This is a genomic window from Duganella violaceipulchra (assembly GCF_019166075.1).
GTDB classification, from domain to species: Bacteria; Pseudomonadota; Gammaproteobacteria; order Burkholderiales; family Burkholderiaceae_D; genus Rugamonas; species Rugamonas violaceipulchra.
Window position 1 is genome coordinate 1 of the sequence record NZ_JAHTGR010000040.1, and the last position, 20,857, is coordinate 20,857.

Below are 20,857 nucleotides of genomic sequence, written 5' to 3' on the forward strand. Positions count from 1 at the left end.
TCGATACCTTCAGGCACGAACTTGTCGGCCTTCATGGTGGCGTCCTGGAAGTAGCGATCGGCCCAGCTCGACGCCGCGGCCGGCGGCGCGGCGTCCGCGCCGCCGGCCGGCGCGGACGCCGCCAGCAGCCGGACCGCGACCTCGCTGTGTGCGGCCGGGACCGCGCGCCATACGCCGGCCCCCTTCACCAGCCACCACAGCAGCATATGGACCAGCAACACCCAGGCCAGCGGCGCCAGGCGCCGCACGCCGCGCTTCACCGCCGCTTCACGCATCTGTGCTCCAGCTCTCTGGTGGGGCGACGATCCGCCTCAATGATCCGGCATCCCGAAGGTTTGCAGGAAGATGCCGAAGGTCAGCACCGTCATCAGCAAGTCGCTGTCAAACGGCAGGTTCAACTTGAATCCCGGACGCGCATAGACTTTCCTGAGGCGCTCCACCGTCTCCGGGTTGAAATACCCCTGCTTGGCGATCACTTCCGGCGACAGCAGCTCGTTGACCCAGTCGATGTTTTGCGCCAGCAGGGCCGGACTGCCGGGGGCGACGAAGTGGAACTTCTCGCGCTGGAAGATCGACGCCGGCAGATAGCGCCTGGCCACCTCCTTGACGATGTATTTTTCCACCAGGCCGTTGAGCTTGAGGCGCGGCGGCAGGCGTGCGGCGAATTCCACCATGCGGATGTCGAGGAAGGGATAGCGCGCCTCGATCGAGTTGGCGTACGACACCCGGTCGCCGTGGTCCGCCAGCAAATGGTCCGACAGGCGCAGCTTGAAGTCCACATACGAGCGCTGGTGGATCGGGTGGCGCCCCTTCATCTTGGCGCGCTGCAACAGGTCGCTGCGCACCGCGTTGAACTGGCCGAAGCGCGCACCGACCGCGGGGCTGTACAGGTCGAGCTTGACCGCCTTCAGCGCCAGGTAGTTCTTCTCGTAGAAGAAGCTCTTGTTGCCCCACAAGGTGTTGCGCTCCTCGTCCTCCAGCATTTCGTCCAGTTCGCGCACGCCGTCGACCTGGCCGGCGCGCATGGCGTCGAAGCGGTAGCCGACATAGCCGGCGAACAATTCGTCGGCGCCCTCGCCGGTCAGCACCACCTTGACGCCACTGTCCCGCACCAGCTCGGACAGCGCCAGCGAACAGGTATTGTACGATTCCTTGAGCGGCGCCTCCGAATAATACACCGCCGACCGCAGGCGTTCGGCCACCTGCTTCCAGTCGAACTGGATCTCGTGGTGGGTGGACGGGATGTGCTGGGTGTAGGCGCGCTGGAAGGAGCGCTCGTCGTGCTCGGCGTCGTCGAAGGCGATCGAGAACGAATGGCGCAGCGGATCGGGCGCCACCGCTTGCGCCACGCTGCCGATCAGCGAGGAATCGAGTCCGCCGCTGAGGTAGTAGCCGACCGGCACGTCGGCGTTCAGGCGGTCCTTGACCGCGCGCCGCAGGATCTCGTCGAACTCGTCCAGATACTGGCCGTCGTCGCCATGGTCGGGCGTGGTGGTGCCGAAATTGAGGTCCCAGTACTCCTTTTCCTGCAGCGCGCCGTTGGTCTTGACGAGCAGATAGTGGCCGGGGCGCAGCGCGGAAATATTCTCGAACATGGTGGTCGGGCTGACGCTGCCGGGGAAGCTCAGCACCTGGTCCAGGCCGCGCAGATTGACCGCGCGCTTGACCGCCGGATGGGCGATCACCGCCTTGATCTCGGAACCGAACACCAGGCTGCCGGCCGCCACCGTATAGAACAGCGGGCAGATGCCGACGTGGTCGCGCACCAGCAGCAACTGCTTTTGCGCATCGTCGAAGATGGCGAAGCCGAACTGGCCGTTCAGCTTTTTCATGAACTCCAGGCCATATTCCTGGTACAGCGGGATCAGCACCTCGACGTCGCATTCGGTCTTGAAGCGATAGCCCTTTTGCTGCAGCTCGTGGCGCAATTCGCGGTAGTTGTAGATCTCGCCGTTGCAGATCGAAACGATGCGGCCGTCGTCGCTGAAGAACGGCTGATTGCCATGCTTCAAGTCGATGATGGACAGGCGCCGGAATGCCAGGCCCACTTCATTTTTCAGACAGTAGCCGGCATCGTCCGGTCCGCGGTGGATCAGCTGGTTGGCCATATGGACCAGCATGCCCTCGGTGGTCGCGCGCTGGTGGTTCAAATCAAGAGTGCCTGCAATGCCACACATAAAAACGTTCCTTCTGGCGGTGGGGAAAATAGCCGGTGCGCCCGGCGCGCCATTGTCTTACAGACGATGCGCAACACCAACGGCGCAAATTATTTGCGGACTTTCCGCTTTCATGCTCAATTGCGGCGCGCTAGGCGCGGCAACTGGCCGTCAGCAGGCCCAGTTGCGCTCCGACAAACTCGATCACTTGCTCGCGGCACTGGTTCAGGAAGAAATGGTCGCCCTCGTACCATTCGATGCGGCACGGCTGGCGCGACTCCAGCTGCCAGCCTTCCAGCTGCGCGGCGGTGGTGTGCTCGTCGTGGCGGCCGGCCAGCACCGAGAGCGGCAGGTCCAGCGGTTCGCGCGCCTGGTAGGCATAGGTCTCGGCCAGCAGGAAGTCGGCGCGCACCATGGGCAGGAGCAGCGTCATCAGCTCGCGGTTGGCCAGCACCTCGGGCGGCGAACCGTTGTACTCGCGCAGCGACTCGATCAACTCGGCGTCCTCCATCAGGTGCAAGTCCAGCGACGGGCTGCGCCGCTGCGGCGCGTTGCAGCCGGAGGCGAACAGGTGCACCGGCGCGGCCCAGCCGCGGCGCTGGCGGTAGCCGGCCACCTCGAACGCCAGCAGCGCGCCCAGGCTATGGCCGAAGAACGCGAACGGCAGCGGACTGTCGCGCTCGATCGCCTCGGCGATGGTCGCCACCAGCAGCGCCATGTCGCGCCACGGCGTTTCGCCGAAGCGCGCGCCGCGCCCCGGCAGCTGGATCGCGCACACCTCGATCGCCGGATCGAGCGCGGCCTGCCACGGCGCGTACACCGCCGGTCCGCCGCCGGCATAGGCGAAACAGTACAGGCGCAGGCTGCGCCCGGGGGCCGGCCGGCGTATCAGCCACGGATTGTTCATATCGTTCCTCATGCTAGGTGCAGCGCGCCGGCAGGCGCCGCGGGATGGGCGCCGGAAACCACCTGCAGCTGGCCGTCGGCCAGCTTGATGATGCGGTCGGCGCAGTCGAAATAGCCGTCGTCGTGGCTGATCACCAGCACGGTCTTGCCGCGCGCCTTCAGCTCCGGCAACAGCTCGGTGTAGAACACCCGCTTGAACGCCGGGTCCTGGTCGGCCGCCCACTCGTCAAACAGATAGACCGGGCGGTCCTCCAGGTAGGCCGAGACCAGCGCCAGCCGCTTGCGCTGGCCGGTCGACAGATCGCGCGTGGAAAACCTGCCGTCCTCGATGCGGACCTTGTGCGCCAGGCCGAACTTGGCGATGAACTCGTTGGCGCGCGCCTCCAGCGCGGCGCCCGGCTCGCCCAGCAGATGTTCGAACAGATGGAAGTCGGCGAACACGGCGGAGAAGTGCTGGCGGTACTGGTCGATATTGTCGGCCGTGACGGCCTCGCCGTTCAACACGACCTGGCCGCCCTCCGGCAGGTACAAACCCAGCAGCAGCATGGCCAGCGTGGTCTTGCCGCTGCCGTTGCCGCCGATGATGAACACGCATTCGCCCTGGGCGATCGTCAGGTCCAGCGGCCCGAGCATGAACTGGTGGTCCTCGCTCAGTCCCGGATAGCGGTGGCACACCTGCCGCAGTTGCAGGCGCAGCGGCGCCTGGCGCGCGAACGCCGGCGCGCCGGCGGCCGGCGCCGGCGCGTCCAGCGCGCCGTTCAGCTGCTCCACCTTGTCCATCGATATGCCGGCCTGGCGCAGCGCCGGCACCATCGCGGTCATGTCGGCAATCGGCTTGATCAGGTACATCAGGATCAGCGTGGTGGTGGCCAGCACCTCGGCGCGCTGCGGCAGCCAGAGCGGCACCAGGAACAGCAGCACGCCGATGATCAGGTAAAACAGGATCATGCCGACGTTGTTGACGGTGGTGTAGCCGATCATGGCCGCGCTGTAGGCGTGGCGAAAGCGCCCGGCCGATGGCGCGATGACATCGTCGACAAACCGCGCGCCGCGCCGGGCGTTGAGCTGCAGCTCCTTGCTGCCCTCGATGAGGTCGCGGAAATACGCATACAGCTGGTCGATGTGCTGGCGCACCAGCACCAGCCGCGCCATCGGCCGGCGCTCGGCCAGCGTGAAGCCGGCCACGCACACCGCCAGGCACACCACATAGATCAGGAACAGCTGCCACGACAGCCAGGCCATGTAGGCCAGGCAGGCGGCGATGACGATCAGGTTGCCGAACGCGGCCGGCAACAGCTGGAACGCGCCGATGACGATGTCGATGTCCTTGGTCAGGATGGTCAGCAGCCCCGGCTTGCCGAGCTCCTGCAGCTTGCGCAGCGGCGTCGCCAGCAGCTTGCGGCTGATCTCGGTGCGCATGTGGAAGATCGCCGTCTGCGTGGTGCGCAGCAGCGCCACTTCCGCATACGACTTGCTCGCCACGTTCAGCACGCACAGCGCGAAGAAGGCGCCGGCCAGCGGCAGCAGCGCCGCGCCGTCGCCGGCCAGCCCCTTGCCGATGACGCCGACCAGGGCGGCGCCGCTGATGCCGCTGACGATGCTGCTGAGCGTGGCCAGCAGCAGCAACCGGCCGGCGTGACGATAGATATAAGACAGTAATTTCATGAGACCCCACCCGTGGAAAGTGCCCGGCGTCCGCCCGGGTGCTACTGCGCGCCGATTTGCAGCGCGATATCCTGCAACTGGTACTTCCGCACGACGCCGTCGGCGCCGAAGATGATCTTCAACTCCTTGATCGTCCTGCCATTGTTGGCCAGCCGGCCGACCAGCGGTATGAAGGAGGCGAATCGGGCGGCGCCCTCCTCATAGCTGTAGACCCAGACCTCGGCGCCGCTGGCGAACGGCGTCACCTCGCCCTCGCCCAGCGCGGCGCGCACCTCGGCCTTGCTGGTCTTGCCGACCACCAGCACCCGCGCCGCCTGTTCCTGGGTCAGGTCCCTGACGCCGCCGGCGCCGCTCGTGGCGCAACCGCCCAGGCCGGCGGCCAGCACGCCCATCAGTACTATCGCTACCATCTTCATCGTCAGGCTACTCCTTGGGTTGGCCATGGGCGGCGGTGGCCGGCGCGCTCAACACGTCGTCGACATAGCTCAGTTCGACCAGCGTGTCGTCGGACCAGCTCTCGTCCCACAGCGGAATGTAATAGAGCCGGTCGCGCAGCAATTTCCAGTCCAGCATATTGGCGACGAACTCGGGACTCTTGCTGCCGAACAGCGCGAACGCCGGCAACTCCTGGCGCCGCTTGCCCGCCACCAGCGCCACGCCGAACACCGGCCGCTCGCCGAAATACAGCATGCTGACCCCGCGGTTGGTGCAGGGGTCGACGCCGGCGGCCAGCAGCAGGTGGAACGCCGGGGTCTTGATGCCGGCCGCCAGGTCGGCCGCCATCAGGTCGACCTTGCATTCGAGCCGCAGATCGCCGAGCCGGCGCGCGTTGGCCGGCACTCCGGGGCTGCGGATGTCGGCCCGCCAGGCAAAGCTCTTGGCCGGCCGGTTGGTGCTGACAAAGGCGCCTTCGGCGGCCGCTGCGGCGTCGCGCGGCAGGCTGAAGCCGAGCTGCGCGTCGAGCGGCAGCGTCTGCTCGATCTTGTCGCCGCTGAGCTTGACGACCAGCCCCGCCGTGTCGAGCGGGGCCACGCGCGGATACAGCCGGAAACGCAGCGCCGCCGCCGGCGCCTGCGCGTGGTAGCGCTCGAACAGTTCCATGCCCTTGTAAATCTTGTCGTAGGGCTTTTCGTCCACCTCGCGCAGCGCGCTGACGTCGACCTCGCCCAGCGTCGCCACCGGCTTGGCCGCCTCGGCGGCGGGCGCGCCGGCCTGTTGGGCGGCCGGCGCGACCCGGGCCAGGCCCAGCGCCGCCATCAGCAGCGCGCTTGAAATAATCCGGTGCTTCATGTGTTCTCCTGTGAAAGGTGATGCAGGCCGCTCAGGCGGCCATCCCGGCGCCGTGCCGCGGCGGCCGCTGCGCGCGCACGCACGCCTCGATCGCCGGCAACGCCTGCGCCACGCCGTCCTCGCCGGCCAGCAGCGCGGCCATCGCCGCGCAACGCGCCCGGTAAGCGTCGTCGGCCAGCGCCTGGCCGATGGCGTCGGCCAGCGCGCCGGCGGTCAGGCCCAGCCGTTGCAGCGGACGCGGCCCCAGCCGCGCCTGCGCCAGCACGTTACCCCAATAAGGCTGGTCCAGCAAATGCCACACCACCACCGACGGCACGCCGGCGCGCAGCGCCGCGGCCGTGGTGCCGGCGCCGCCATGGTGGACCACGCAGGCGGCCCGGGCGAACAGATAACCGTGCGGCGCATAATCGAGGTGGTACAGCGACGGCGTGCCGGCGCCGAAATTCCAGCGCGCCCAGCCGCCCTGCACCACCGCCCGCCGTCCGCTCAGCCGTATCGCCTCCAGCAGCAGCGCGCGCGTCTCGTCTGCCCGCCCGCCCATGCTGCCGAAGCTTATCACCAACGGCGCTTCCCCGGCGTCCAGGAAATCGCGCAGCCCGTCTGGCGGCGTCCAGCCGCGCTCCTCGCGCAGCGGCCAGAAGCCGGTCACCTGATGGCCGGCCAGCGGCGCCGGCAGCAGGTGGCGGCTGACCGCCACCAGGCTCAGCACGCCGGCGTACTGGTAGGCCGCCACGGAATCGATCGCCGGCAGGCCCGCGCCGGCGCGGAAGCGCGCAATCGCGTCCCCCCACAGATGGTCGGCAAGTTCGCGACCAATGTTGCGGCCAAGGCCGGCGCCGCCGGGCCGCTCCAGGCAGGCGACGCCGGCCGGGTTGAGGGTGACGGTGACGCGCGCCACCCCGGCCTTCTCGGCCGCCATCAGCGCCGCCAGCTGCATCCAGTGCGCCACCACCAGCCGCGCGCCGGCCACCACCCGCAGGCTGTCGCGGTACTGGCGCTCCAGGTCGGGCAGCAGCGTGTCGCGCAGCAGCATCTGCATCTGCTTGCGCGGATTGGGCTCGTCCACCAGCGTGTCCATCAACTGCTGGTAGCGGGCGCTGGCCAGGTCGCTGCCGACCGGCTCGAAGGCGAGGCCGTGGCCGCGCACGAAACCGGCATGCATCGGCTGGGCCGCCAGCAGCACATCGTAACCGGCATCGCGCAACGCCTGGCCCAGCGCGACAAAGGGCACGACGTCGCCGTGCGAACCCCAGGTCAGCAGCGCGATGCGGGGCGCACCATCCATCTTCAGCTGGCCGCCGCCAGCGTCGACGGGGCGGACGTGTCAGCCGCCATCTTCTGGCGCAGCATGGCGCTGAGCGCGCCCACGGTGTTAATCTCAAGCATTTCCTGGGTGCCTATCGTCACGCCGTACTCATCCTCCAGCGTGTACATCAGCTGCACCAGCGACATCGAATCGACGCCCAGCTCCTGCAGCGTCGCGGCCGGATCGACGGCGTCGAAATCGAGCTTGAGGCCGATATCCTGGCAGAATCGGCTCATCACTTCATTGCTTACACTCATGTCACTTCCTTCTCACATAATTTGAAACACGCCGGAGCGGCTGGTCTCGTTCTCGTGCAGCTCGTTACAGCCGACGCAGGCGCTGGGCACCACTTTGCGCTGCAGCGAGTCGCGGATGTCTTCGATCGAGGTGAACTTGCTGGCGTCCTTGATGTAGCAGCACGGCATTTCCACGCCGTCGATGTTGAAAAAGCGCATCACCGGCTGGTCGATGTAGGCACAGTTGTATTTCAGCTTGTGGAACGTCACCGGCAGCTGGCCCGGATAGCGCTTGGCGTAGTCGTCCTTGACCTGCAGCCCCTGGACGACGTGCTTGTTGATCTTCAGCCGCGCCAGGTACTCGCGCAGCGCGTCGAGCGGCTGGCCGTAGTCGACCGTGTGCACCACCACCCGCCAGGGCTCGTAGATCTCCAGCAGCGCCTCCAGGTTGCGCAGCACCTTGGCCACGTTGTGGCGCTTGATGCGTTCGGCCTCGTCGGGATCGATGGTGTCGATCGAGATGCCGATGCGCGGAAAATACTGCGCCACCTTGTCCGGCTTCATGCGGCTGCCGTTGGTGATGGTGTACGGCGTGTGCCCGAGCGCGGCGACGGCCTGGACCATCTCCCAGAACTTGGGATGCATGGTCGGCTCGCCCTCGCCCTGCAGCGACACCCGGTGCCGCCCCGGCGGCAGGCGCTGGTGCAGGATCTGGTCGAACAGCGCCATATCGATATCCCGCTGCTCCATGTCGCGTCCGGCGCAGTAAAAGCAACCGTAGTTGCAAATGGTGGTCAGTTCTATTTGAATATGCATCTCGGCATGGCCTGCAAAGAGAGGTGGGGAGGGTCGGCGGCGCCTCGCATCCGGGCGTGGCCGGCGACGCAGCGGCCGGCACGTGACAGCGACATCATAGGCACGCGGCCACTGAAGTGAAAGCGCTGGAATTTCTAGGCATATCCGGATTTTTAACGCATAATTGCCGCTTTTTTTTTAAAAAAACCCCGCGCCGGACGGCACCGCCTATAAGCATGAAACGCCGCCGGACGCAAGAAATCCAGGCCGTTCCGCTTGCGCCGCCGCGCGCCGACAATGACGGGCCGGGCGCCACATCCTGCCGCCTCCCGCCGGCCGGCGCTCCCTGTCCATCCACCAGAGAACATGTTGCGTACACTAGTCGACCTTCTGAGGCGTGCCGCCTCCGACGCGCCCAGCGAGGCCGTCATCCACATCCGCCGCGACGAGAGCGAGCAGACCCACAGCTATGCCGCGCTCTACCACGACGCGCTGCGCACCCTGGCCTTTCTGCAGGAGCACGGGCTGGCGCCGGGCCGCACCGTGCTGCTGCAGGTCGCCTGCGAGCGGCGCCAGCTCGAGTTGTTCTGGGGCGCGCTGCTCGGCGGCATGGTGCCGGTGATCTTGCCCAAGGTCGGCGCCTGGGTGCGCGATTCCGAAGCGGCGCAAAAACTCAACAGTGTGTGCCGGGTGCTGCAGGCGCCGCTGATCGTGCTTGACGCCGACCAGGTCGCCCACTACGCGGCGCACGGGCTGACGCCGGCCGCGCACGGCGTGGCCTGGCTGGCCGACGCGCCCGGCCAGGGCCTGGCGGCGCTGGCCCGTCCCCACCAGGGCGAGCCGGACGACCTGGCCTTCCTGCAGTTCTCCTCCGGTTCGACCGGCGTCCCCAAGGGCGTGCGCCTGAGCCACCGCAACCTGCTGTGCAACGTGCGCGAGATCGCCGAGGCGGCGGCGCTGCAGCCCGGCGAGCGCATGCTCAGCTGGATGCCGCTGTTCCACGACATGGGCCTGATCTGCTTCCACCTGGTGCCGCTGCACGTGGGCATGACCCAGGTCAAGATGCAGCCGGCCCACTTCATCGCCGACCCGCTGGCCTGGCTGCGCAAGATCGGCGCCCACCGCGCCAGCGTGACCGGCAGCCCCAACTTCGGCCTGCAGCACGTGCTCGACAAGCTCGACACCGCCGCGGCCGGCGCCATCGACCTGTCCAGCCTGCGGCTGCTGTTCAATGGCGCCGAACCGATCTCGCCGCAGGTGGTGCGCGCTTTCAGCACGCGCCTGGCGCCGCATGGCTTCCGTTCGGCGGCCATGTGCCCCGCCTACGGCATGGCCGAGGCCTGTCTGGCCGTGACCATCGCCGTCAGCGCCGCGCCGCCGCTGCTGCATCGCTTCGCGCGCGAGCGGCTGGTCGCGCAGGGCGTGGCCCAGCCCGCCGGCGAGGCCGACGACGCGCTCGAATACGTCGACTGCGGCGCCGCGCTGCCGTCGGTGCAGCTGCGCATCGTCGGCGACGACGGCGCCGTGCTGGCGCCGATGCGCCTGGGCGAGGTGCAGATCCGCGGCGTCAACGTCACCAGCGGCTATGTCGGCGGGGTCGACGCCGAGCGGCTGTTCTCGGCCGACGGCTGGCTGCGCACCGGCGACCTGGGCTGCCTGTGCGACGGCCGCCTGGTGATCACCGGACGCCGCAAGGACGTCATCTTCGTCAACGGCCGCACCGTCATGACGGCCGACCTGGAGCGCCACCTGGCCGAACGCCACGGCCTCAAGGACGGCGCCGTCGTCGCCTGCGGCCTGAGCGACGCCGCCAGCGGCCGCGAACGGGTGCTGCTGTTCGCCACCTTGCGCGGCAAGCAGACCGACTGGCCGCGCTTGCACCAGCTGCGCCAGAGCGCCCAGGATTATCTGTCGTTCCCGGTCGACGCCGCGCTGCCGGCGCGCCGCATCCCGCGCACCACCAGCGGCAAGCTGCAGCGCTACAAACTGGCCGAACAGGTGCGCGACGGCGAGTTCGACGCGCTGCTGGCGCAATTCCACCAGCACGCCCCGGCCGCCGCGCCGGAGGCGGCGCCGGCCGACGCCGGCCAGAGCGCGGTCCGCGCGATCTGGGCCGCCGTGCTGCGGCGCGAGGCGGCCACGCTGCCGCTGGACGCCGCCTTCACCGCGCTGGGCGGCACCTCGGTACAGGCGATCGAAATGCTGGCCAGGGTCGAGCAGCACAGCGGCCGCGAGTACGGCTACGCGCTGCTGCTGCAATGCCGCAGCATCCGCGAGGTGGCCGAATATCTGGCGCGGGCCGACGCGCCGGCGCCGGCCGGCCCCATCCCAGCGCCGGCGCCGGCGCCGGCCGCGCGCGCCGGCGACATCGCCATCATCGGCATGGCCGGCCGCTTCCCCGGCGCCGCCACGCTGGCGCAGTTCTGGGACAATCTGTGCGCCGGCGCCAGCTTCACGGCGCCGGTGCCGGCGGCGCGCTGGACCAGCCCGCGCGGCAGCTTCCACATGGCGGCGCTGGCCGACGCCGAGCTGTTCGCCGCCGACTTCTTCGGCATCGCCGAGGACGAGGCCTGCATCATGGACCCGCAGCAACGCCTGATGCTGGAGCTGGCATACGAGGCGATGGACAACGCCGGTTGCAACGGCGCCCGCCTCGACGCCCGGCGCGAGGTCGGCATCTACCTGGGCGTCAGCCACAACAGCTACCTGGAGGAGATCGCGGTGCGCCGCCGCCGCCAGGACTTCAGCGGCGCCCAGCACACCCGTTTGATGCCGGCCAACCTGCTCAATATGGTGGCGGCGCGCATCGCCCATACGCTCGACACCACCGGCCCGGCGCTGACCTTCGACAGCGCCTGCTCGTCGTCGCTGGTGGCCCTGCACTACGCCTGCAACGACCTGTTGCAGGATAACTGCACGCTGGCCATCGCCGGCGGCGTCAACCTGATGCACACCGCCCACGCCCACGAAATGTTCGCCCAGGCCGGCGCGCTGTCGCCCGACGGCGTCTGCCGCACCTTCGACAGCGCCGCCAACGGCATGGTGCCGGGCGAAGGCGGCGGCGTGGTGGTGCTCAAGCGGCTCGAACGCGCCCTCGCCGACGGCGACCGCATCGACGCCGTCATCGCCGCCAGCGCCATCAACAACGACGGCAAGTCGATCGGCATCATGGCGCCGGCCCCGGAAGGACAGGAGCAGGTGCTGCGCCGGGCCTACGCCCGCGCCGGCGTCAGTCCGGCCCGGGTCAGCTACGTCGAGGCGCACGGCACCGGCACGCCGCTGGGCGACCAGATCGAACTGCGCGCGCTGACCCGGGTCTTCGGCGCCGAGGCCGGCGCCGGCGCCGGCCAATGCGCCATCGGCTCGGTCAAGACCGGCATCGGCCACCTGCTGGCGGCCGCCGGCGTGGCCGGCCTGCTCAAGGTGGCGCTGGCGCTGCGCCACCGGCAACTGCCCGCCACGCTGCACTTCCAGAGCAGCCATGCCCGCCTGCGCTTCGACGCCAGCCCCTTCTATCCGGTGCGGGCGCTGACGCCGTGGCCGGCCGGCGCCGGGCCGCGCCACGCCGGCGTCAGCGCGTTCGGCTTTGGCGGCACCAACGCCCACGCCGTGCTGCGCGAGGCGCCGGCGGCGGCGGCGGCGCGCGCCGCGGCGCCGCACCTGCTGTGCCTGTCTGCGCGCAACGACGACGAGCTGGCGCAGTTGCGCGCCGGCCTGCACGCCCATCTGCTGCGCCACCCGGCCACCGACCTCGGCAACCTGTGCTACACCATGAGCGCCGGCCGCCAGCGCTTCGGGCGGCGCTGGAGCGTGCTGCTCGACAGCGGCGCCGACGCCGCCGGCCTGCTGGCCGGCGCCGCGCCGGCGCCGGCGCCGGGCAAGGCGCCGCCGCTGGCCTGGGCCTGCCACGACGGCAGCGCGCGCGCGCTGCCGCTGGACGGCGCGCTGTACCGCGACCACCCCGTCTACCGCGCCGCGTTCGACGCCTGCGACGCCGCCTTCGGCGCCCTGCATCCGGCGCTGCCGGCGCTGGCCCTGGCCTTCCACCACGACCACGGCCAGCCGGCCTGGCGGCGCGCGGCCCGCTTCGCGGCCGACTATGCGACGGCCGCGCTGTGGTCCGAGCTCGGCGTGCGGCCGGCGCTGCTGCTGGCCGACGGCGCCGGCGCCTGGCTCGCCGCCTGCCTGGCCGGCGCACTGGCGCTGGCCGACGCGCTCGAACTGGCCGCCTGGCAGGGCGAGCAGGCGGCGCTCGCGCAGCGCTGGTCGCAGCTCGGCTTCAGCGCCGCCCGGCTCGCCATCGTCTGGGCGGCGACGCCGGACGCGTCGCCGGCGTTGGCGCTGTTGCGCGAGCGCCTGGCGCCGCCGGACGCCGCCGGCGCGCCGGACGGCCATCTGTACCTGCACCTGGACGGCGGCGCCGACTGCCTGCCCTTGCGCGGCGAACCGGCGCAGACGCACGCGCCGGACGCCGCCCAGCCGGCGCGGCGCCGGCTGTTGTCCGACCTCGGCACGCTGTGGCAGCTGGGCGTGGACCTCGACTGGCCGGCGCTGTACCGTGGGCAGGCGGCGACCATCGTCGAGCTGCCCGCCTATCCGCTGCAGCGGCGCCCGTTCGGGCTGCCCGCGCCGCAGGCGGCCGCGCTCGCCGCGACCGCCTGACCCGCCCGCGCGGGCCACCCCGGCCCGCCCTTTCCCGACCTGAAAAAAAACCGGCCGCAGTCGATCGACTGCGGCCGGCCTGGCCTGCCCGACGGCGGCGCGGGCGCCCGCCCGCCGCCGCCGCGCCACTCACTCCGCGTTGACCGCCTCCCCTTCGCCGGCCTGCGCCGCGTCGATGCGCAGTTCGGCCTGCTCAATGATGCCGGCCAGGACCGGCGCCAGCGTGGCCACGTGCGGGTAGTTGACCAGGCTGACGTGGTTGCCCGGACACTCAATCACCGTCAGTCCCGACAAGGCCACCTTGCGCCACGATTCCTGGTCGATGAAGTCACCGTTTTCCGTCATCTCGCTGGCCAGGAACAAGCTGATCGGCGTGTTGATCGGCTGCGCCACATAGGCCGACGACAGGTGGATATTGGTGGCGATGCGGCTCAGGAAGGCCTCGGCGTCCTTGGTGCGGAAACCGCGCGGCAGCACGTCGAGCTCATAGGCGATCTCCAGCATCCGGGCGAACTTCTTCTTGGCCACCTTCAGCACATGGTCGATCATGTGGCGTTCCTGGTGCGCCAACAGCCCCTCGCGCGTGATGTTGAGCTGGAAGATGTCGCTCAACAGCATCAGCGAATCGACCATCGGGCTGGCCCGCTCGATGATGTTCGAATCGAAGATCGCCAGCACCGCCACCTCGTGGCCCAGCGCCTCCATCTGGCGGCAAATCTCGTAGGCCACCTTGCCGCCCATCGAATGGCCGCCCAGCAGGTACGGCCCCTGCGGCTGCACCGACAGGATGTCGTGCAGGTAGCCGGTGGCCATCTCCTCCAGGCTGTAGAAGCTGCTCTCGCCGAGGAAGCGTCCCGGCGATTGCAGGCCGTAGAACGGCCGCCGCGGCCCCAGCGTGCGGGCCAGCGGCTGGAAGCCGAGCACGTCGCCGCCGGCCGGGTGGATGCAGAAGAACGGCCGCACCCCCGGCGCGCCCGGCGTCAGCATCACCAGCGAGTTGACCGCCACGCTGCCCTCCTCGTCGAGCAGGGCCAGCTCCAGTTCGGCGATGGTCTGCATCTTGAAGATCGCCTCCAGCGGCAGGTCGCGCCCCAGATCGTCGAGGATGCGCGCCATCAGCCGGTAGGCGCTGAAGGAGTCGCCGCCCAGGTCGAAGAAGTTGTCGTGCAGGCCGACCTGGCTCACCCCCAGCACCTCGCCCCAGATATTGGCCAGGCGGATCTGCATCGACGTCTGCGGCGCGCGGTAGACCACATCGAGCGCCGGCCGCAACGTCAGGTCGCTCTTCAGCTTGCTCCGGTCTATCTTGCCGTTGATGGTCAACGGCATCTCGGCGATGTGCACGAAGGCCGATGGCAGCATGTACTCGGGCAGCGTCTGGCCCAGGAAGGCGCGCAGCGCGCTGGCCGTCAGACTGTCCGCGGCGCTGTAGTAGGCCACCAGCTTGTCCTGCAGCTGGCGCACGTCCTTGACCGCCAGCACCACGCAGGCGCTGACGCCGGCATGCCGTCCCAGCGCCGCCTCGATCTCGCCCAGCTCGATGCGGTAGCCGTGGATCTTGACCTGGTGATCGATCCGGCCCAGGTAGTCGATGCCGCCCGTGGCGCTCCAGCGCGCCAGATCGCCGGAGCGGTACAGGCGCGCCGACGGCTGCCCGACGAAGGGGTTGGCCAGGAAGCGTTCGGCGTTGAGCTCGGGGCGGTTCAGGTAGCCGCGCGCCAGCCCGGCGCCGCCGACATACAGCTCGCCGGTCACGCCGGCCGGCACCGGCTCCCGGTGGGCGTCGAGGATATAGCAATACAGGTCCGCCAGCGGCCGTCCGACATCGCTGGCGCCGCCCGCCTCCACCTCGGCCGCGCTGACCTCCTTCCACGTCACGTGGACCGTGGTCTCGGTGATGCCGTACATATTGATCAACGCCGTGCCGGGGTTGAGGCCGTTCCGGAACCACGGCCGCAGGCTGCCGTACTCGAGCGCCTCGCCGCCGAACACCACATAACGCAGCGTCGCGGCCCAAGCGCCGTCGAGCCCGGCGGCCACGCCTTCGAGCAGGCGCAGGAAGGCCGACGGCGTCTGGCTCAGCATCGTCACCTGTTCGGCCGCCAGCAGCTGCGTGAACGCCTGCGGCGAACGCGTGACCGCCTGCGGCACCACCACCAGGCGGCCGCCGTGCAGCAGCGCGCCGAAGATTTCCCACACCGAGAAATCGAAGGCGTAGGAGTGGAACATGGTCCACACCTGGTCATGGTCGAAGTCGAAATGGCGCGCGCAGGCCGAGAACAGCCGCAGCACGTTGGCATGCGTCAGCTGCACCCCCTTCGGCTGTCCGGTCGAGCCCGAGGTATAGATCACATAGGCGCTGCGCTGCGGATCGACGCCCGGCGACGGCGCCGTCGCGGCGCAGGCCTCGATGGCCGCGGCCTCGGCGTCCAGGCACACCGCGCCGTCCAGCAGCGCCGCCAGCCTGGCGCTGTGGGCGCCATGGCCGATCGCGTGGCGCGCGCCACAGTCAGCCAGCACGTAGGCCAGCCGTTCGTCGGGCGCGCCCGGCTCCATCGGCACGTAGCAGCCGCCCGCCTTGAGCACGGCCAGGATGGCGACGATCATGTCGAGCGAACGCTCCAGGCACAGCACCACCGGCGATTCGGCGCCCACCCCCTTGCCGGCCAGATAATTGGCCAGGCGGTTGGCGCGCGCGTCCAGCTCGGCATAGCTGAGCGACTGCCCCTCGTAGCGCACGGCGCTGGCCGCAGCGCTGGCGGCCGCCTGGCGGGCGAAGCGCGCCGCCAGGTCGTCGACCACGGCGCCGGCCGTGTCGACGTCGGCGCCGGCGCTCAGCGCCAGCAGCTGGCGCCGCTCCGCGTCGCCCAGCAGGCGCAGACGCGATACCGGCGTCTGCGGCGCAGCCACCACCTCTTCCAGCAGCTTGACGTAATAGCTGCCGAAGCGGGCGATGGTGGCCGGGTCGAACAACTCGCTGCTGTACTGCAGTGCCAGCGACATGGCGTCGCCATCCAGCGTCACCGTGGCGCTCAGGTCGAACTTGGCGGCGCTGTCGTCGAGTTCAAACGGCTCGACCACCAGGCCGGCGATGTCGCGCCGCGCCGGCGACGCCGCCGCCACATTGTGCAGCGTGAAGGTGGTGTCGAATATCGACTGGCGGCTCAGGTCGCGGCGCGCCGACAACTCCTCCACCAGCAGGTCGAACGGATAGTCCTGGTTGGTGTAGGCGTCCAGCGTATCGCCGCGCACCCTTGCCATCAGCGCCAGGAAACTCGGATCGTCCGACAGGTCAACCCGCATCACCAGCGTGTTGACGAACAGGCCGATCATCTCCCCCACCTGCGGATGATGCCGCCCGGCCAGCGGTGTGCCGACCAGGATGTCGGTCTGTCCGCTGAGACGGTACAGCAGCACCTGGTACACCGCCAGCAGCAGCATGTACGGCGTCAGGCCGTGGCGCGCCGCCAATGCCTGCGCCGCCGCGCCGAGGCGCGCATCGATCGGCGTCACATGCCGGGCGCCGGCGAAACTGTGGACCAGCGGCCGCGCGCGGTCGGTCGGCAACTGCAGGATCGCCAGATGGGACCCCAGGCGCTCCAGCCAGTAATCGCGCTGCGCCGTCAAGGCGCCGGAGTCCAGCATCTGTTTCTCCCACAGCGCGTAGTCGGCGTACTGCACCGACAGTGGCGGCGCCAGCTCGCGCGCCTGGCCGTGCTGGCACAGCGCGTCATAGCTGGCCGACAATTCGCCGACGATGACCTCCAGCGACCAACCATCGGCCACGATGTGATGCACCACCAGGGCCAGCACATGGTCGTCGTCGCCCAGGCGCAGCAGGCGCGCGCGCAGCAGCGGACCGGTCTCCAGGTTGAACGCCTGATTGGTAAAGTGCCGCAACGCCTCGCGCGCATCGCCCAGCGGGTCGCCGCTGCCGATATCGCTGTGGGTGAGCGGCAGCTCGACCGGCAGCGCTTCGCCCGGCCACTGCATCGGCACCCCGTCCACGGTGATGAACGTCGAACGCAGCGGCGCGTGGCGCGCGATCATGTCGCTCAGCGCCTGCGCCATCTTTTCCCGGTCCAGCGCTCCGCGCAGGCGGACCGCCATGCCGACGTTATACGCCGCCTCGGCGTTGACGATCTGGCTCATCAGCCAGAGCCGGCGCTGCGCGTGCGACAGCGGATAATGGTCCTGCTCCGGCACCGGCGCAATGGCCGGCAGCGCGGACGCCAGCCCGCCTGCGGCCTCGGCCTGCGCGGCCAGCGTCGGCGCGTCGAATATCAGCCGCAGCGGCACCTGGCGGCCGAACAACGCCCCCAGCCGCGCCACCAGCCGGGTCGCCAGCAATGAATGCCCACCCAGTTCGAAGAAGTTGTCGTGGCGGCCGACCCGTTCCAGTTGCAGCAATTCGGCCCAGATCGCCGCCAGCGTCTCCTCGACCTGGCCCTGCGGCGCCTCGTAGCCGCGCGCGGCGTAGGCATCGCCGTCCGGCGCCGGCAGCGCCTTGCGATCGAGCTTGCCGTTCGGCGTCAGCGGGAAAGCGTCCAGCACCACGTATGCGCCAGGCAGCATGAACTCCGACAGCGTGCGCGCCAATTCGGCGCGCAGTGCCGCCACGTCGAGCTGCGCACCGTCGCGCGCCAGCAGATAGGCCACCAGCCGCTTGTCGCCCGGCTGGTCCTCGCGCGCCAGCACCACCGCCTCGCGCACGCCGGCGCAGGCCGACAGTTTCGTTTCAATCTCACCGAGCTCGATGCGGAAGCCGCGTATCTTGACCTGGAAGTCGTTGCGCCCCAGGTATTCGATGTTGCCATCGGCCAGATGGCGTCCCAGGTCGCCCGTCTTGTACATGCGGGCGCCGGCCACGCCGGCGAACGGATCGGGCAGGAAGCGTTGCTCGGTCATCTGCGGCAGGTTCAGGTAGCCGCGCGCCACGCCGGCCCCGCCGATGTACAGCTCACCGGCCACGCCGGCCGGCACCGGCTGGCGCCGCGCGTCCAGGATGTAGACCTGGGTGTTGGCCACCGGACGGCCGATGTGGGCGATGAAGCCCTGCTCGCGCGTCATCGTCACCCAGGTCGAATACGTGGTCGTCTCCGAAGGACCATACAGATTGCGCACCGTCGCCACGCCGGTGCCGGCGAAGATCTTCTCGACCAGCGAGCGCTTGAGCGCCTCGCCGGCCAGGTTGACCGCGCCCACGCAGGCCGGCACCGCGCCGGCCCCCACCAGCGCGTCGATCGCCGACGGCACCGTGTTAATCAGGCTCACCTCCACCGCCTGCGTCAGCAGGGACAGCGCGTTGGCGACGATGGTGACGGTCAGCCCCATGCTCAGCGGGACGAAGCATTCGTACATCGCCAGGTCGAAGTTGAGCGAGGTTGACGCCAGCGTGCGCGCCAGCGTATCGGCGTCGAACTCGTCGCGCGCCCAATGCACGAAATTGACCGCGTTGCGCTGCTCGATCATCACGCCCTTCGGCGCGCCGGTCGAGCCGGAGGTGTAGATCACATAGGCCAGGTGGGCCGGGGTCAGTCCGTGCCGCTGCGGATTGGCGGACGCCTGTCCGCTCCACAACGCAGCCTGTTCGCGCAGGTCGATGCGCGCCACCTCGCCGCCGATATCGTCCAGCGCGGCCCGGCCGGCGCCCACGCTCAGCGCCACCAGCGGCGCGCTGTCGGCCAGCATATAGGCCAGCCGCTCGCGCGGATAGGCCGGGTCCAGCGGCACATAGCAGCCGCCCGCTTTCAGGGTCGCCAGCATCGCCACCAGCATCTCGACGCCGCGCTCGGCGCAGATCGCCACGCGCACGTCCGGCGCCACGCCCAGCGCCAGCAGGTGGTGCGCCAGCCGGTTGGCCTGCGCATTGAGCTCGGCGTAGCTGACCTGGCGCTGCTCATGCACCAGCGCCACCGCGTGCGGGGTGCGCTCGGCCTGGCGTTCGAACAGCTCGTGCAGGCAAACATCCTGCTCGTAGTCCGCCGCCGTCGCGTTCCATTCAACCAGCACCTGGCGGCGTTCCGCCGCCGACAGCACGCCGATCTCCGCCAGCGCCGTCTGCGGCGCCGTTTCCAGCGCCGCGACGATGCCTTCCAGCGCCGTCTGCAGGTAGTCGCAGATGCGTTCGGCCGACACCGACTGGTCGACCTGCGCCGTCAGCAAGAAGTCCTCGCCCAGGTCATCCACCGACAAGGTCAGCGGATAGTTGGTGCGCTCTTCGCCGCCGACGATGTCCACGCCCTCCCAGTCGCCGCCGGAGTGCTGCTGCGCCCCCGGGGCGGCCGACGCGCTGTGACGATAATTCATCAGCGACGAGAACAACGGCGTCTGCGCGGCGATGCCGCTGCAGCGCTGCGCCAGGGCCAGCGACGCGTGCTCGTGCCGCAGCAGCTGGGTCAGCAGCGTGTGCGCGCGGCGCACGCCTTGGGCGACGTCCATGGCGTCGATGCTGATGCGCACCGGCAGCGTGTTGATGAACATGCCCAGCACCCGGTCGGCGCCCGCGCCAGCCTGCATGCGCCCGAGCAGCACCGTACCGAACACCACGTCCTGGCGTCCCGACAGGCGCGCCAGCACCTGCGCCCAGGCCAGGTGCATCAGGCTGGCCGGACTCACCCCCTGCGCGCGCGCCTGTGCGCGCAGACGGCGCGCAAGCACAGCAGGAAGCTGCTGGCGTGCCTCGCCAATTTGCGAGCCGTCGCCGCGCACGTCCAGCAGGCCGTAAGGCGCGGTCGGCTCGTCGATATCGGACAGCATCTGCGTGAAGAAAGCCTCATGCTCGGCGCGGCTCACCCCCAGGCGCGCCTGGGCGATGAAGTTACGGAACGGCAGCGCCCGTGGCAGATCGGCCTCGCGGCCCAGCTGGATGGTGCGGATTTCCTCGACCAGGATTTCCAGCGTGGTATGGTCGATCGCCAGGTGATGCGTCAGCAGTTGCAACAGCCAGCGGCCGTTGGCGCGGTCCTCGCACAGGAAGGCGCGCAGCAGCGGCGCCTGGCGCACGTCGATGCGGTAGTGGTGCGGGTCGTAACGGCCGCCCAGCTGCGCGGCGATTTCGCCGTCGGCCGGCGCCAGTTCGACCTCCTCGACCAGCATGCGCGCCGAGCGCAGCACCACCTGCACCGGTTCGGCCAGGCCTTCCCACAGCACCGCGGTGCGCAGGATGTCGTGGCGGTCGATCACGGTCTGCAAACTACCGAGGAAGCCATCCAGCCGCACCCGGGTGTCGAACTCGATCAGCGTCGGCATGATGTAGGCGTCGCCCTCGCCCTGCATCATATGGTGGAACAAAATCCCTTCCTGCAGCGGCGCCAGCGGATAGATGTCCTGGATATTGGCGGCGCCGCCAGGCACCGTCGCGACGATGCCGTCGATCTCCCGCTGGCTCAGTTGCACCAGCGGCAGCATGTCCGGCGTGATCGCCGCGCAGCCGTCGACGATGCCGTTGGCCGGCACCACCACGTCGCCCGCACCGCCGCCGGCGGCCAGCGCCGCGATGGTCGGCGTGCCGAACAGCGCACGCACGTCGGTCTGCACGCCGGCCCGGCGCATGCGCTCGATCAGCGCCACCGCCAGCAGCGAGTGGCCGCCCAGTTCGAAGAAGTTGTCGTGGCGGCCGACCCGTTCCAGTTTCAGCAGCTCGGCCCAGATCGCCGCCAGCGTTGTTTCGGTCTCGCCCTGCGGCGCCTGGTAGCCGCGCGCGGCGTAGGCATCGCCGTCCGGCGCCGGCAGCGCCTTGCGATCGAGCTTGCCGTTCGGCGTCAGCGGCAGCTCATCCAGCACCACGAAGGCGCCGGGCACCATGAATTCCGACAGCGTCCGGCCCAGCTGCGCGCGCA

The 20,857-nt window shown here is 69.7% G+C and carries 11 protein-coding genes; 1 reads left to right on the forward strand and 10 read right to left on the reverse strand.

Features of this window, described 5'->3' with window-relative positions:
* From KVP70_RS32345 to KVP70_RS32385, 9 genes are all read right to left on the reverse strand, one after another.
* Positions 1–275: hypothetical protein (locus KVP70_RS32345; protein ID WP_217946525.1), on the reverse strand; the 275-nt coding region annotated here is incomplete at its 3' end.
* Positions 276–311: 36 nt separating this feature from the next.
* Entirely contained in the window at positions 312–2,177 is a 1,866-nt protein-coding gene (gene asnB / locus KVP70_RS32350) for an asparagine synthase (glutamine-hydrolyzing) (protein WP_217946515.1), read from the reverse strand.
* 130 nt (positions 2,178–2,307) lie between these two features.
* Entirely contained in the window at positions 2,308–3,063 is a 756-nt protein-coding gene (locus tag KVP70_RS32355; protein ID WP_217946516.1) for a thioesterase II family protein, read from the reverse strand.
* Between the two features lie 8 nt (positions 3,064–3,071).
* Positions 3,072–4,727 (reverse strand): cyclic peptide export ABC transporter, encoded by a 1,656-nt coding sequence (locus tag KVP70_RS32360; RefSeq protein WP_217946517.1) that lies wholly within the window; start codon positions 4,725–4,727, stop codon positions 3,072–3,074.
* Between the two features lie 41 nt (positions 4,728–4,768).
* Positions 4,769–5,137 (reverse strand): hypothetical protein, encoded by a 369-nt coding sequence (locus KVP70_RS32365; protein ID WP_217946518.1) that lies wholly within the window; start codon positions 5,135–5,137, stop codon positions 4,769–4,771.
* A gap of 13 nt (positions 5,138–5,150) precedes the next feature.
* Positions 5,151–6,017, reverse strand: a complete 867-nt coding sequence (locus KVP70_RS32370; RefSeq protein ID WP_217946519.1) for a hypothetical protein — start codon at positions 6,015–6,017, stop codon at positions 5,151–5,153.
* 31 nt (positions 6,018–6,048) lie between these two features.
* Positions 6,049–7,302 (reverse strand): glycosyltransferase, encoded by a 1,254-nt coding sequence (locus KVP70_RS32375; protein WP_217946520.1) that lies wholly within the window; start codon positions 7,300–7,302, stop codon positions 6,049–6,051.
* A 2-nt stretch (positions 7,303–7,304) separates the two neighbouring features.
* Positions 7,305–7,580: an acyl carrier protein gene (locus KVP70_RS32380; RefSeq protein WP_217946521.1), complete on the reverse strand. Its 276-nt coding sequence runs from the start codon at positions 7,578–7,580 to the stop codon at positions 7,305–7,307.
* 12 nt (positions 7,581–7,592) lie between these two features.
* Positions 7,593–8,375 carry a radical SAM protein gene (locus KVP70_RS32385; RefSeq protein WP_217946522.1) on the reverse strand — a complete coding sequence of 261 codons (783 nt, stop codon included), beginning with the start codon at positions 8,373–8,375 and terminating at the stop codon, positions 7,593–7,595.
* A 345-nt stretch (positions 8,376–8,720) separates the two neighbouring features.
* Here KVP70_RS32385 and KVP70_RS32390 point away from each other — a divergent pair, with 345 nt between their 5' ends.
* Positions 8,721–13,016 (forward strand): beta-ketoacyl synthase N-terminal-like domain-containing protein, encoded by a 4,296-nt coding sequence (locus KVP70_RS32390; protein ID WP_217946523.1) that lies wholly within the window; start codon positions 8,721–8,723, stop codon positions 13,014–13,016.
* A 129-nt stretch (positions 13,017–13,145) separates the two neighbouring features.
* Here the strand turns inward: KVP70_RS32390 and KVP70_RS32395 are convergent.
* Positions 13,146–20,857, reverse strand: a 7,712-nt coding sequence (locus tag KVP70_RS32395; RefSeq protein WP_217946524.1) for a non-ribosomal peptide synthetase, incomplete at its 5' end; no start/stop codon positions are given.

Excerpts from the sequence above, each read along its gene's own strand:
- asnB (WP_217946515.1), bottom strand. The coding sequence starts at position 2,177 with ATGTGTGGCATTGCAGGCACTCTTGATTTGAACCACCAGCGCGCGACC.
- KVP70_RS32355 (WP_217946516.1), bottom strand. The coding sequence starts at position 3,063 with ATGAACAATCCGTGGCTGATACGCCGGCCGGCCCCCGGGCGCAGCCTG.
- KVP70_RS32360 (WP_217946517.1), bottom strand. The coding sequence starts at position 4,727 with ATGAAATTACTGTCTTATATCTATCGTCACGCCGGCCGGTTGCTGCTG.
- KVP70_RS32365 (WP_217946518.1), bottom strand. The coding sequence starts at position 5,137 with ATGGTAGCGATAGTACTGATGGGCGTGCTGGCCGCCGGCCTGGGCGGT.
- KVP70_RS32370 (WP_217946519.1), bottom strand. The coding sequence starts at position 6,017 with ATGAAGCACCGGATTATTTCAAGCGCGCTGCTGATGGCGGCGCTGGGC.
- KVP70_RS32375 (WP_217946520.1), bottom strand. The coding sequence starts at position 7,302 with ATGGATGGTGCGCCCCGCATCGCGCTGCTGACCTGGGGTTCGCACGGC.
- KVP70_RS32380 (WP_217946521.1), bottom strand. The coding sequence starts at position 7,580 with ATGAGTGTAAGCAATGAAGTGATGAGCCGATTCTGCCAGGATATCGGC.
- KVP70_RS32385 (WP_217946522.1), bottom strand. The coding sequence starts at position 8,375 with ATGCATATTCAAATAGAACTGACCACCATTTGCAACTACGGTTGCTTT.
- KVP70_RS32390 (WP_217946523.1), top strand. The coding sequence starts at position 8,721 with ATGTTGCGTACACTAGTCGACCTTCTGAGGCGTGCCGCCTCCGACGCG.